At 53.8% G+C, this 12377-nt stretch carries 15 protein-coding genes and 2 tRNA genes; 10 read left to right on the top strand and 7 right to left on the bottom strand.

Features of this window, described 5'->3' with window-relative positions:
• Positions 1–27 precede the first annotated feature (27 nt).
• A tRNA-Phe gene (locus tag ACPLPM_RS06185) sits at positions 28–100 on the top strand.
• 39 nt (positions 101–139) lie between these two features.
• Here ACPLPM_RS06185 and ACPLPM_RS06180 read toward each other — a convergent pair.
• Positions 140–640 (bottom strand): nucleoside deaminase, encoded by a 501-nt coding sequence (locus ACPLPM_RS06180; protein ID WP_424359369.1) that lies wholly within the window; start codon positions 638–640, stop codon positions 140–142.
• Between the two features lie 158 nt (positions 641–798).
• On the opposite strand from ACPLPM_RS06180, the gene ACPLPM_RS06175 reads away from it, so the two are divergent.
• The 4 genes from ACPLPM_RS06175 to ACPLPM_RS06160 all read left to right on the top strand — a co-directional run bounded on the left by ACPLPM_RS06175 (position 799) and on the right by ACPLPM_RS06160 (position 5272).
• Positions 799–1455, top strand: a complete 657-nt coding sequence (locus ACPLPM_RS06175; RefSeq protein ID WP_424359368.1) for a pyridoxamine 5'-phosphate oxidase family protein — start codon at positions 799–801, stop codon at positions 1453–1455.
• A 115-nt stretch (positions 1456–1570) separates the two neighbouring features.
• Positions 1571–2932 (top strand): sensor histidine kinase, encoded by a 1362-nt coding sequence (locus ACPLPM_RS06170; RefSeq protein ID WP_424359367.1) that lies wholly within the window; start codon positions 1571–1573, stop codon positions 2930–2932.
• 176 nt (positions 2933–3108) lie between these two features.
• Entirely contained in the window at positions 3109–4134 is a 1026-nt protein-coding gene (locus ACPLPM_RS06165) for a GNAT family N-acetyltransferase (protein WP_424359366.1), read from the top strand.
• A 112-nt stretch (positions 4135–4246) separates the two neighbouring features.
• Entirely contained in the window at positions 4247–5272 is a 1026-nt protein-coding gene (locus tag ACPLPM_RS06160; RefSeq protein ID WP_424359365.1) for a GNAT family N-acetyltransferase, read from the top strand.
• Between the two features lie 5 nt (positions 5273–5277).
• Here the strand turns inward: ACPLPM_RS06160 and ACPLPM_RS06155 are convergent, their stop codons facing one another.
• The 5 genes from ACPLPM_RS06155 to ACPLPM_RS06135 form a co-directional block, all read right to left on the bottom strand.
• A complete protein-coding gene (locus tag ACPLPM_RS06155; RefSeq protein ID WP_424359364.1) occupies positions 5278–5682 on the bottom strand; it encodes a response regulator in 405 nt (134 codons plus the stop codon).
• A gap of 346 nt (positions 5683–6028) precedes the next feature.
• Positions 6029–6430, bottom strand: coding sequence for a GIY-YIG nuclease family protein (locus ACPLPM_RS06150; protein ID WP_424359363.1), 402 nt, complete (start codon positions 6428–6430; stop codon positions 6029–6031).
• 19 nt (positions 6431–6449) lie between these two features.
• On the bottom strand, positions 6450–6947 hold the full coding sequence (locus ACPLPM_RS06145) for a peptidase (protein ID WP_424359362.1): 498 nt from the start codon (positions 6945–6947) through the stop codon (positions 6450–6452).
• A 791-nt stretch (positions 6948–7738) separates the two neighbouring features.
• Positions 7739–8383: a protein-L-isoaspartate O-methyltransferase gene (locus tag ACPLPM_RS06140; protein WP_424360043.1), complete on the bottom strand. Its 645-nt coding sequence runs from the start codon at positions 8381–8383 to the stop codon at positions 7739–7741.
• Positions 8353–9024, bottom strand: coding sequence for an HVO_0476 family zinc finger protein (locus ACPLPM_RS06135; RefSeq protein WP_424359361.1), 672 nt, complete (start codon positions 9022–9024; stop codon positions 8353–8355). The genes ACPLPM_RS06140 and ACPLPM_RS06135 overlap by 31 nt, the downstream gene beginning before the upstream one ends.
• A 68-nt stretch (positions 9025–9092) precedes the next feature.
• On the opposite strand from ACPLPM_RS06135, the gene ACPLPM_RS06130 reads away from it, so the two are divergent.
• Positions 9093–9557: a DUF371 domain-containing protein gene (locus ACPLPM_RS06130; protein WP_424359360.1), complete on the top strand. Its 465-nt coding sequence runs from the start codon at positions 9093–9095 to the stop codon at positions 9555–9557.
• 1 nt (position 9558) lies between these two features.
• Positions 9559–9975: a hypothetical protein gene (locus tag ACPLPM_RS06125; protein ID WP_424359359.1), complete on the top strand. Its 417-nt coding sequence runs from the start codon at positions 9559–9561 to the stop codon at positions 9973–9975.
• 236 nt (positions 9976–10211) lie between these two features.
• On the opposite strand, the gene ACPLPM_RS06120 is transcribed toward ACPLPM_RS06125, so the two are convergent.
• Positions 10212–10293, bottom strand: a tRNA-Ser gene (locus ACPLPM_RS06120).
• A gap of 242 nt (positions 10294–10535) precedes the next feature.
• Between ACPLPM_RS06120 and ACPLPM_RS06115 the strand changes: the two genes are divergently transcribed.
• From ACPLPM_RS06115 to ACPLPM_RS06105, 3 genes are read left to right on the top strand one after another with little or no spacing between them, the layout of a single operon-like run.
• Complete coding sequence (locus ACPLPM_RS06115) at positions 10536–10730, top strand: hypothetical protein (protein WP_424359358.1); 195 nt, start codon at positions 10536–10538, stop codon at positions 10728–10730.
• Positions 10731–10748: 18 nt separating this feature from the next.
• Positions 10749–10955, top strand: coding sequence for a MoaD/ThiS family protein (locus tag ACPLPM_RS06110; RefSeq protein WP_424359357.1), 207 nt, complete (start codon positions 10749–10751; stop codon positions 10953–10955).
• A gap of 32 nt (positions 10956–10987) precedes the next feature.
• Positions 10988–12169: a cysteine desulfurase gene (locus ACPLPM_RS06105; RefSeq protein ID WP_424359356.1), complete on the top strand. Its 1182-nt coding sequence runs from the start codon at positions 10988–10990 to the stop codon at positions 12167–12169.
• The last annotated feature ends 208 nt before the right edge of the window (positions 12170–12377 follow it).

The following is a 12377-nucleotide window of genomic DNA, read 5'->3' as shown; positions in this document are numbered from 1 at the left end:
TTTGTGCTGCAAACAATATACCAACAAGCCCTGTTAGCTCAGTTGGGAGAGCGCCAGACTGAAGATCTGGATGTCGCTGGTTCAAGTCCGGCACAGGGCATTCGTTTTTCAAAAAATTTTAGGCTATAGCATCAGCTTTCTATTGACCCATGTTGTCACTATGAGAATTGCCCATGCCAGCGATATGAGCCCGCTCTCGCCACTCCCTGAACAAGTCGATACCCTCTTCTCTCAGGATATCGCCCGTCACCTCGATATCGGCATGTCCTGTGCTTTTCAGCTCGCTATCCGTGATCACCAGCATGCTAAACCCGGGAATGATACCGTCGCCTAAGCGGGCGCTGAAGACGATCCGGGAAACGTTCGCGAGCACGCAGGCTGCGAAACACATGGGACAGGGCTCGCAAGAGGCGTACATAGTACAGCCGGCCAGATCAAGGCTTCCCGTCTTACGACAGGCTTCTATGATGGCGTTTGTCTCGGCGTGAGAGAGGATGGAAGCATCTTTGTAGATCGTATTGTGGGTAACGCTGATCACTTTGCCATCCCGGACGATCGCCGCCCCGAAGGGAAGCTGCCCCTGGCTGATGCCTTCCCGGGCCTTTGTGATAGCGAGGCGTATGTACTCTTCGTCTGCCAAAAATCATCGCCCCTAGTGTCTTGCACGGGCGACCGGAAAACGTTGCGTGATAAAATAGTGGTTATAACGGGTAACAATCGATCACCACTCCCGGTAGAAGCTCATTTTGTGCCCAACACCTATCAACACACAGGTGTCGATATGATCTGGGATGACAGATGATGGTGGATTGGAAGTATGTTGCCATAGCTATAACAGTGATCATTTTTGGGTGCATGATCGCTTTAGTGCCCACTTTAGCCCTCGAAAACGAGGCCGACTGGCCGAATGACCGAACTTTACAAGATAACGAGAACACACTGGCGGGAGACCGGCGGATTTCTTCAGGTATGCAGCCTGCCCAGCAGGATATTGTCAAACTTCCCGCCATGACCGCCAGCGATGTAGATCAGCTCCTGGTGTCGCAGAGGCTCTGCCGGATGGCGCTCAACGACGACCCGCAGCCTTACATAATAGCACTTGACTACATGTACCTCGATGGCAAAGTATACTTCCACTTCGCCGACTACGGGCGCAAGATGGACCTGATCAGGAGCAACCCCAGCGTCAGTGTAGAAGTAGATAATCTTTGCGAAGACACTCCCGACTTCGATACCGTACTGCTCATGGGAAAGCTGGAACTTGTGACGGATAGTGAAGAGCAGGAGAGGGTTGCCAAAGCACTGATCAACAGCGCTGACGAGCGAGGCGGAGAAAGGAACGTGGCGGCGAGACATGGCCTCGAATCACTTGACATATCCGGACTTACTACCAGGCCCTCGGCGATATACCGGCTGAACGTAAGCGATTACGTTGCCCTCAGGTCGCCCGGTTAAAAATGCCTGAGTGAAGCCAGGCGGGAACGCCGGTGTATCGTGGCATGGAATATCAGCCATATATACGAGAGGTGTTTCCCGTAGCTTTTCAGCATCGTATTGTAGTATCAAAAAAATGATATATCAGCTCTGCATCAAGGTATACGTGGCTTTCGACCTTAACCCGATCTACATCTTGAATATCCTGATAAGTATCGCGTTGATCATCGTGGGTTACATGGTCTACAAGTCGAACAAGAACCAGGTTGCGCTGTATATCGCTATCGGATTTGCTTTTTACTTTGTGTCGAATGCCCTGAGCATCCTCGGCTTCAGAGAAGGCCTGGAAACTATCCACATTGCCGCCCGGACCATAGGCTTTCTGGCGATCTTACTCGGCCTGTACGTCAGCTGGAAGCAGACCAGGACGCAGGTAGAGGTCCTGTCGGAAAAGAACAGGCAGCTGGAGAGTGAGATCTGCGAGAGGAACCGCCACCGGGAGCTCCGGGAGCAGGCGGAGGAAAAGTACCGGATAGTCTTTGACAACGCGCTGGTCGCCATGTCGATCGTGGAAGAAGACCTGACCATTTCGTTTTCTAACTCTGAGTGCGAGAAGATTATGGGCTACACCCGGGAAGAAGTCGTCGGCAGGAAAAGGATCACCGATTTCCTGGACCCCAGGGATTTCGATTTGATCGCCAGGAACCTGGCCATGAGGAGAAATGACCCGGCCTCAGTTCCGAACCGATATGAGGTCCGGCTGATCGATAAAAACGGCGCCGTTAGAAACATCCTGCTGAACATCGCGATCATACCGGGTACCCGAAAAATGGTGGTTTCGTTCCTCGACATCACCGAGCGCAGGCAAGCCGAAGACAGGATTAAGGCATCGCTCCTGGAAAAGGAAGTGCTCCTCAAAGAGGTGCACCACAGGGTTAAAAATAATCTCCAGATCATTTCCAGCCTGTTGAGCCTGCAAGCCGGGAAAATCATCGACAGCAGAGATGTAGACCTGTTCAAGGAGAGCCAGAGCCGGGTGAGGTCGATGGCGCTGGTCCATGAGAAGCTGTACCGGTCGGAGGACCTGAGCCTTATCAACCTGCAGGAGTACGTCGAGGGCATCATCGAAAACCTGAACGCCACTTACGGAGTCAGGACCGATGTGATAAAGACCACGGTGGACATCCGGAACCTGTATATCAACCTCGATAAGGGTATTCCCTGCGGGCTAATCATCAACGAACTGGTCACTAACTGTTACAAGCACGCGTTTCCCGACGGCAGAAAGGGAGAAGTGGCCATCTGCATGAGCATCGAAGCCGGGAATTACGTGCTTACGGTCACCGACAACGGCGTAGGCCTGCCGGATGGCTTCGACGTCACCAGGCTATCCTCCCTCGGTATCCAGCTGATCTCGACGCTTACTGCCCAGCTGAGGGGCACGATAAGCATAACTGCAGAGCCGGGTTCCTCTTTTAAGATCGTCTTCCCGGAATAGATAGATAGATTTGTGCAGCCCTGCACCAGAATATTTTCCAGGACAGTCGCTGGCTGTAGCCCCCATCGTTGAGTATGGAAATTTTTATATAATATGTCATAAATAATTAAACGGTTGTAGAGTAACCAATGGAGCAATACTCTGCTAATCCATCCTCCCAACTCAGGTGATCAAGTATGCCAGCTACGCTGATAAACGATGAAGATGTCTGGGACAGATTTGTTGACAGCAGTCCCTATGGTACCCTCTTTCACAGGTGGAAATTCCTGAAGATCATGGAGAAGTACAGCCGTTACAAATTGCTGCCCTACGGTATATACAAAGGTAAAGAGCTAGCATGCTTGTTTCCCCTGTTTTACAGGGCGGATAAAGGATTACGCTTTGTTGCCTCTCCCCCGCGGCAGTCGATACTCTACGTACCTTACCTGGGCTACGTGCTGAGCAGAGAGTTTGACGCATGGAAGCAGCACAAGAAAGAAGCCTTCACCAGTGACATCACCCGCGATATCAACGAGGAGATCGCCAGGCTGGCACCTAACTATACCTCTATCTTCCCGGTACCCGGGTGCACTGACATGCGGCCGTTCAGGTGGTCGGGATACACAGTGGACCTTGGCTACACATACCTGATGAACCTCGAGCGCACGGAAGAAGAGTTGTGGAGCAGCCTGACCAGCACCTGCCGGAAAGACATCAAGGACCTTAAAGCTAAAGCCCTGCAGTTTAAGCAGTACGACGACGTTGATCGATTTTTCGAGGTGATGAAAGCGGTCCTTGCAAGCGAAGGCCAGACATTCTTCCACACCCAGAGCCCGGAGTACGTCAAAGAGATCAAGGAGGCGTTCCCGGAGAACGTGAAGATGAACGCCCTGTACGAGGAGGAAACGCCCCTCTACATCAGCGTGACAATCGAGTACAAGGGCAGGCTACTTATGTGGATGGCAGGCTCTGCCAGCGATAAGTACGACTGCGGAGAGTGCTTTGTGTGGGAGCAGCTCAAGGATGCCAGCAGGCGAGGCATAAAGGTCGCCGAGAACTGGGGGACAGAGCAGAGGCGCCTCTGCAACTTCAAGTCCAAGTTCAACCCGTCGCTGGGGATGACCTGCATAGTCAGAAAAACCGACGGTATCGGTAAGCTGGCAACCATGACCTTCAACGGTGTTACCCGGGTGCCGGTGCTCAGCTCCATTATCAAGGTCTAAACTACCGGACAGGCTGAGCTTCTGTCTCAGCCGCCCATTAAATATAAATACAATTATATAATATGCTTATTGTCGTGTTTTAATCGAATATTGCCAGACCGGATGATCAGACATGCCTGCCAGAATAATCGACGATGAGACAACATGGGATAAGTTCGTAGAAAACAGCCCTTATGGTACCCTGTTCCACCGGTGGAAATTCCTGAAGGTTATCCAGAAGTACAGCGGTTACCGGCTTGTCCCCTACGGCATCTACAAGGGGGAGCACCTCTCCTGCGTCCTGCCGATCTTCACGAGAAAAAAGAGCGGGCTAAAGCTCGTCTATTCTGCGCCGCAGCAGGCAGTTGCGTACATCCCGTACCTGGGCTTCATCCCGGACAGCGAGTACTCCAGGATGAAGCAGCATAAGAGAGAGCCATACCTTGATCTCATAGCAAAGGGCGTCGACGAGGCGATATCGGCGGAATCCCCGAACCACATATTTCTGTCAATGGCCCCGGGGCTTACCGACCTGCGAGAGTTCCGGAACCTGGGGTACAGCGTTGACCTGGGGTACACGTATACGATCGATCTAAGCAGGCCGCTGGACGAGTTATGGAGTAACATGAGCAAGACCTGCAAGCAGACGATCAGATACTGGGACGATAAACACGTCGAAATCAAGCCCTCCGGCGACGTGGACGCCTTTTTCACCATCATGAGGCGGGCGCTGGATAAGGAAGGGAATACATTTTTCCACAACCAGTCGCCCGAATACCTGAAAGAAATCCTGGCCACTTTCCCGGATAACGTGAAGATGTACACGATGTACAGCGAAGGCACTCCTGTGGCCATGCAGGTGAACGTGGAGTACAAAGACAGACTGCTGTTCTGGATGTACGGCAGGGCGGGCAACTGCGGCAGCCCGGTAGAATACCTCAACTGGGAACATATCAAAAGAGCTAAAGAAGCAGGGCTCCGCGTCGTAGAGAACTGGGGCACGGAAACCAAGAGGCTCAACGCCTACAAAGCCAAGTTCGACCCGGCGCTGGAAGTCTGCTGCGGCCTGCACAAATCCGATGCCCTCGGAAAGCTCGCCACCCTGACGTACAGCAGTATCGCCCGGATGCCCGGGCTTACCTCAGTCTTCCATGCCTGAGCAGCTTAACAGCAGTGGCCAGGATAAGGCCAGACATGAGAGTGGCGCGAAGCCAGAGCCATGCCGATAGAATCCAGCATCTCTTTCAGAGAAAACGGCTTCTGCAACACGCCAGTCATACCACTGACAACCATGCTGCTCACCACATCTGCATCAGCGGTGGCAAAGAGAAAGCGGGCCTCAGGGTTAGCCAGGGCAATCTTCTCCGCGGCGTCAAAGCCCGTTCCATCCACCAGACGAACGTCCATGATAACCAGAGAAGGCTTCTCCAGCGAAGCCTCGTAAGCCCTGACAGCCTCCTCTACGCCGGACGCGGTAAACGAAACCGAGTAGCCCCGGGATTTCAACGCAAGACAGTACAACGATCTGAGCTCAGGCTCATCTTCCACTATAGCGATTGACGCTACCAATCACATCCCCACTAATAAAAGTAATTATATGCATATATATTTTTCTTTAAGCGCAAATACTGCGATCGCTATTTAATTGAAAAAAATCGTTTATTGGCACGAAATCGTAAACAAAGACAGTCGGTAAAAAATTAACCGCAAAGGCGCAAAGAAGCAAAGAAGATTCTGATAAGTATCAACCGCAAAGGCGCAAAGACGCTAAGATGAGTAAATAATAATCTGATTAAAATACAGAATCAGTTCTTTGCGTCTTTGCGCCTTTGCGGTTCAAAAAAGCTTTGCACCTGTGCGCCTTTGCGGCGAATATTCGTGCCTTTATGATTGCGCAGCTCTGGGATGTAAATGCTTAAACCCTGTGTGCCTTGCGCACCGCCTTGACCATAGAGTCCAGAGTTCTCGAGTAATGGAGGTGAGACTGGCAGCGGCAGTCGCTGCAGCCGAAGCCTGCTATCCTGGGCAGGACTGCGTCTATTCCGGAGGCCACGCTGCATTCGGGCCTGACGGAAGTCACGGTCTGGAGAACGTCGGAGTGGGGCAGCAGGTAGTCGATGTGCCACTTTCTGGTGCCGTTGTTGCCCGCGGCGACTTCGAGGTGCCTCTTAATCCGGGCGAAGCCCCCTGCGCCGAGCGCGGAGCCGGTGTAGGCATAGAAGCCTTCTTCAAAATAGATCTCGCCCAGCGCGCCCACGCGGAGCTTGCGGCCTTCCTTAAGCTGCAGGATAAGCGTATATGTGCCTTTACCTTCCAAGGTTCGTCTGCCTCCGGCACTACATTTGCAGTCCGGGCTCAACTACCTTGCGGTCAAGGGCTTTTTTACAGCTGAGGCACAGCTCGGAGGGCTTGTCCAGCGCGTCCTCCAGCGATTCTGAATACCGCATGACACACCGGTTCTTACAGTGCTGCAGTCCCATCACGTGGCCCGCCTCGTGGACAGCCTCCTTGGCCACCATCTCCGCCGAGGGCACCCGGTAAGTGGATACAACCGCAGCTATATGGTACATAGCCAGCCCGAACACGAAGTTCAGGTTCTCGCAGTACATGTCCCGGTCGACGATCCACACGGCGGTATCCGACACGATGCACCTGACCAGGTAATCGAGCAAGATGTAGGCATCATACTGCCTGCGCAGCGGATTATAGGCCCGATCGTAGGCCGGAAGAATACCCCGGTCCTTCACCCGGACGCCGAAGGTGCCAGCGATCTTCCTCGAGACCAGATCCTTAAACTGCTCACACCCAGGCACGTAAAACAGATCGACGTCCACTCAGGCACACTCCGCACAATACGAAGATTTACAGGGGCGGATAAAAGCGTATTCCGTGGCTCGGCCGGGATACAGGCAGGCTTTGAGTAGGTCGACTAATGTGGCACAGCAGTTATGGGACATATACACCACAGCAAAAACAGAGACGACCGCGAACTACGACCTGCCGGATGGTAACTGAAACCACGGCGGCACAGCGGCACGGAGAATGCACTAGATACGATAACAAGATTAAATTTTCTAACCACGGCGGCACGGCTCTTTAGCCTGACAACTGTAGATCAAATATTTGAACCACGGCGGCACGGCGACACAAAGACAGGGCGTTCCACGACAAGCCAGTGGTAAATAAAACCACGGCGGCACTGCTCTTTATCCTGGCAACTGGGGAGCAGGTGTTTAAACCACGGCGGCACGGCGACACAGAGACAGTGGTGAACCGGTAAAAGTGAACTCCTTTTTTGTCCACGGCGACACCAAGACAGATCATTAACCATAAGCTTACTATCGAATCGTTTCAGCCTGACATTCGATCGATAGCCGTAAGAAGTAAAATATATTAGTCTCCGTGCCGTCAGCCCGCCGTGCCGCCGTGAATCAATAAAAAGAAGCCTTGCTATTCGGGTACAGGTTGTCCCCGTGCCGCCGTGCCGCCGTGGTTCAAATAACCATCCAGCAATCGTTTCACGAATTGTCCCCGTGCCGCCGTGCCGCCGTGGTTAGAACCTCTATTTTCCAGTTATCATGACAAGGAGCCGTGCCGCCGTGGTTCAATTAACCACCCGGACTGTCTAGTACCCTTTGAACCCATACTTTCCCAGCAGGGGCACGAACGCTACGCCGCCCTTGTCGGTGGTGATGACGTGGCCGCCTCTTTTTTCGACGAGCATGAGCTGCTGGAAGTAGCGGCCTACGGGGATGACGAGGCGCCCGGGGTCGTTGAGCTGCTCGACGAGTGGCTTGGGTATGTCCGGGGCGGCTGCGGCGACGCTGATGCGGTCGTAGGGGGCGAAGTCGGGCAGGCCTTCGGTGCCATCGCGCAAGAAGACTTTGACGTTGTCGTAGCCGAGCTTGCTTAATACAGTGCGTGCCTGGTCGGCCAGCTCGGGGATGCGCTCGACGGTAAAAACAGTGCCGGCAGGGCCGGCCAGTTCGGCCATGACGGCCGCGTGGTAGCCCATGCCGGTGCCGATCTCGAGCACTTTGCACCCTTCGGGGATGTCCAGCAGCTGGCACATGGCCGCTACCATGCTGGGGGCAGAAATCGTCTGGTTGTGGCCGATGTACAGAGGGGTATCCTCGTATGCATCCGGCCGTACGTTTTCGGGCATGAACTGCTCCCGGGGTACTCGGTCCATGGCCTGGAGTACCCGGTCGCCGGCTCCTTCACGCCGGAGCAGATCTATCAGGCTTCTTCGTCGCCTGTCCCACGGTATGCCTTCCTCGATCGTAGCTTGAACCCCCCGCCGCGGCCGGTCGGCCGCTCCCGCGATAAGATCCTCGAATAGATGCGCTTCACGTCCTTGGCTTTGACGAACTGGCCTTCACGCTTTGCGTGGGCGCCGTCGCGCGTCTTGATGCTCACGACCACGACATCGTAGCCTTTGAGCTTGATGGTGCCGCCGATGTCGAACTCGTGGTCGCCCGTCACCTTATAGTTGACAGACTCGGTGATCGGGCCTTCCTGCACCGCGATCTTGACGATGACGTCGTCTATGGTGCGGGCCCATAGCGTGTCGATCTCGCTGGCAGGTGCCGCTTCAGGCCGTGCCTTGGTCTTCGTCTCGATGGACTGAACCCGTACGCCGCTCACTTCGTCTTCCGACTCGACGACGAACTCGTCGCCAATATGGATAATGTCATCCTCGTCCACTTCGATAAACTGAACTGAGGACTTATCCTGGCGGCTCACGATTACTCTGAGCTTGATAAGCTTTTTCTTCTGGACTGGAATAGCATGCACATAGCCGCATTCCTCGCACTTGACCAGCCCGCCTTTTTTCAGAATGACGTGCGCCGTAGGCTCGTCCGGGCTGCACGAAGGACAAACTGCCTCCGCGATCTCGATCTTATTCATAATCTTCTCCTGTCTGATCTATGGGCAAACAGAATACTTATAGCCTGCGTATGCAATATGTAGCCACAATGACGGCCGAGACAGTCTTTGCGCGCGGACACTGCAACGTGACAGCCCTGCACTCGTCCACCTTTGAGGTCACCCGGGACCCCGAGATTTCCCCGACTGCGGACTGTATCATCGCTGTCGGTGCTGACAAAGGCGCTGCCACACTCGGCGAAGAATTCAAAAAAGCCGCTACGGATGAAGACGCAGTGATCACCGCCACGATCACCTGCGCCGGCTACACGGACGTCGTCAAAGGCTGGGGCTCGGCCCGGCTGACTTTTACCGACAGCAGCAGCATGGTCTTCAGAGTAAGCGACTACATCTGCGGGCGGACAGTCATGGTCAACGCCGACAAGCCTGCCGCCCGTTTGGATCGCAGCCTTGTGGAGGCCCTGGCCCGGGGAAACGAAGCCGTGATAGAACTGAAAGTAGAGAAAGGTAAAAGGCCGCAGCCATCGTTAGATCTGCTGTTCGAGGGATACTGATATGGCGGGAGATAAGGAGCTGAGCACCGATGAGGTGCAGGCATTCAGGCAGGAGCTCGCAGACATCAAGGCGGACATGATGCGCAAAGAGCTGGACGAGATCAAGAAAGAGCGCATGATGAAGGAGCTCGATGAGATCAGGCGGGAACGGGAGGCATCGGTAGCGCCGAAGCGTACGGCAGCGCCGGTAAGAGCCAGGGAACCACAGCTTTCTCTCCCCAACGTGTTGCTGGCAGCGATCTGCCTGCTCGCAGCAGGATACCTGATAGGCACTCTGTATACGATCAACGTTATTACCACAGTAGACGGCTTGCTAACTGGATATGGACTGCCAGCGGCCGGAAGTATTGTAGTCATCGCAATAGTAGTGTTACTTGCCCTGTTCGGGACAGGGATGATTACGATAGCGAAGAAGTAAATTATAATAGCCAAGGTTTCGGCTTTTTTTATGTTGTTAAGGATTGATGTACAAGGGCTTTTTAGTTACTCCTTAAAAGTTACTTAGGACTGGTGTTAGGGGGGCTTTTTGTAAAAAGCCCCCCTCGTCACCCCCTCAAAAACATCGCTTTAAAAATGCCCTTCGGGCTTACTTCGGTGTCGAAACCCAGGGTGACTTTTGAAAAAGTCCCCCGGGAGCCCTTCAAAACAATTGAGCGCCGAGGAGGAGACTTGAACTCCTAAGGCCTTGCGACCGCTGGTTTTCGAGACCAGTCCCTTACCGTTAGAGTACCTCGGCTTCCGGGTAAATTCCGACTTCCTTTTACATGCGCAGAGTATTTAAAAGTTATGCCGCGGGCTGGCCCGGGAATCATCCGGCCTGCTGGCGGTGCTTCCGTATACTGATAGTCCTTTGTGAAACTTCTTATACGGTCCGGCAGCGTCCAGGACCTGCCGGACCGTATAATATGTTTCAATAATGACTATAACTGCGTAAACTAATTATTCATACCGTGTCATATATTAAGTGTAGTGATTCGCATGCCTGGAAAGTTCAAAAAGCGGGACGTCGAGAGAAAGGGGACTGAAAAGCAGCAAGAGCGCGACATGAAATTCCTCGATGAAAACGCCGAAGATCTGGCAGATCCTGACAAGCTGCGCGAGGATTTTGATAAAGAAACTTCGCCACCGGAGGAAAGGGTTACGTCCGGGCTGCGCAAGCGAGAGGGAGTATAAGGCTAAACGGTGGGTGTAGTGCAAGTTACAGTGGTAGTACATGCCGGACGTAAAGCCCGGCAAGAGGTCGATCTGCCCGAGGGCAGCAGTTACTTTGATCTGCTGAACGAGCTGAAGATCAACCCTGAGACAGTGGTAGTTTTTAAAAATGGCGTGCCAGTGGCTTTTGACTCCGCGGTCGAAAGCGGCACCATCGATGTGATGAGAGTGGTGTCCGGGGGCTAAGAAAGCCCCGGTTTCTTTTGAGGCAATAGCAGATGTATGATGTTTACCGGATCAGAGAGGACTTTCCGGTCCTGAGAGAAGTCGTTTACCTGGATAGCGCTGCAACCAGCCAGAAGCCGGTGCAGGTGGCAGAGGCAGTACAGGAGTATTTCACCCGCTACTGCGGGAACTACGGCAGGGGAGCGCACAGGCTCTCCAGGCGCACGACGGAGAAGTACGAGGATGCCCGGGAAGCCGTCGCCGGGTTCTTCGGGATAAAACCCAGGAACACCATTTTCACGAGAAACACCACGGAAAGCATCAACATGGTAGCCTGGGGGCTGGACTGGAAAAAGGGTGATCACATCATTACGACTGTGATCGAGCACCACAGCAACCTCCTGCCCTGGATCAGGCTCAGGGAAAAGGGAGTGGACGTCACAGTCGTCGATTCCGACATGGAGGGAATGGTTCCCCCGGAGGCGATCGAGAAGGCGATAACTGACAGGACAAGGCTCATCGCTGTCACGCATGTTTCCAACTTCTTCGGCGCAGCCCAGGATATCCAGGCCGTGGCGAAGATAGCGAAAAAGCACGGCGTAATGTTGCTGGTGGATGCAGCTCAATCCGCGGGAGAGATGCCGCTGAACCTGGGAGAGATTGGCTGCGACTTCGCCGCTATGCCGGGCCATAAAGGGCTGCTGGGCCCCCAGGGCACTGGCATACTTTACGTGAAGGAGCCTGAAAAGCTTCAGCCGATGTTCGTGGGCGGAGGGACAGTGCAGAAAGTGACCGTCGATTCGTTCACTTTCGATGAAATCCCGTCGAGGTTCGAGTACGGGACCCCCAATATACCGGGCGTGATAGGCCTCGGCAGGGGTGTCGAATACGTAAAAGCCCTCGGCATAGAGAACATCGAGTCCCACGTCAGCAAGCTGGCCAGGGAATGTGCAAAGCGCCTGTCCGAGATTCCCCAGGTGGAGCTATACGGACCGGACAACAGGGTCTCCCTGACATCGTTCAACGTGGAGAACGTCAACCCGCACGATGTGGCCATGATTCTGGACGAGACGAAGAAGATCTGCGTCCGCAGCGGCCAGCACTGCGCCCAGACGGCACTGGCAAGGCTATGCATCGCAGGCTCGGCGAGAGCATCTTTCGCGTGCTATAGTACTATGGAAGAAATCGACCTGCTGGCCAGATCAGTTGAGGCTATCGCCAAATCTTTTTCTTAACCATTATTAAAAACAAGGGTACGCTGCGCTGTGCTTTAACACGACGGGCACAAAGGACACGGAGGACACTAAGGTTAATTAAGGTCACGAAGGATAGTGCCCTTGAACACGAACCCCCTGTGACCTTGATAAACCTTCGTGACCTCGGTGACCTTCGTGTCCTTCGTGTTGAAGCACAGCGCAGCGTACAACAAACAAAATAAAATTG

It is taken from the genome of Methanocella sp. MCL-LM (assembly GCF_049676595.1).
Lineage (GTDB): Archaea > Halobacteriota > Methanocellia > Methanocellales > Methanocellaceae > Methanocella_A.
This window is presented reverse-complemented; position numbering and strand designations above follow the sequence as displayed.

Bases quoted from the DNA above. Each gene is read 5' to 3' on its own strand.
- ACPLPM_RS06175 (WP_424359368.1), top strand. From the start codon at position 799: ATGATGGTGGATTGGAAGTATGTTGCCATAGCTATAACAGTGATCATT.
- ACPLPM_RS06170 (WP_424359367.1), top strand. From the start codon at position 1,571: ATGATATATCAGCTCTGCATCAAGGTATACGTGGCTTTCGACCTTAAC.
- ACPLPM_RS06165 (WP_424359366.1), top strand. From the start codon at position 3,109: ATGCCAGCTACGCTGATAAACGATGAAGATGTCTGGGACAGATTTGTT.
- ACPLPM_RS06160 (WP_424359365.1), top strand. From the start codon at position 4,247: ATGCCTGCCAGAATAATCGACGATGAGACAACATGGGATAAGTTCGTA.
- ACPLPM_RS06135 (WP_424359361.1), bottom strand. From the start codon at position 9,024: ATGAATAAGATCGAGATCGCGGAGGCAGTTTGTCCTTCGTGCAGCCCG.
- ACPLPM_RS06130 (WP_424359360.1), top strand. From the start codon at position 9,093: ATGACGGCCGAGACAGTCTTTGCGCGCGGACACTGCAACGTGACAGCC.
- ACPLPM_RS06125 (WP_424359359.1), top strand. From the start codon at position 9,559: ATGGCGGGAGATAAGGAGCTGAGCACCGATGAGGTGCAGGCATTCAGG.
- ACPLPM_RS06115 (WP_424359358.1), top strand. From the start codon at position 10,536: ATGCCTGGAAAGTTCAAAAAGCGGGACGTCGAGAGAAAGGGGACTGAA.
- ACPLPM_RS06105 (WP_424359356.1), top strand. From the start codon at position 10,988: ATGTATGATGTTTACCGGATCAGAGAGGACTTTCCGGTCCTGAGAGAA.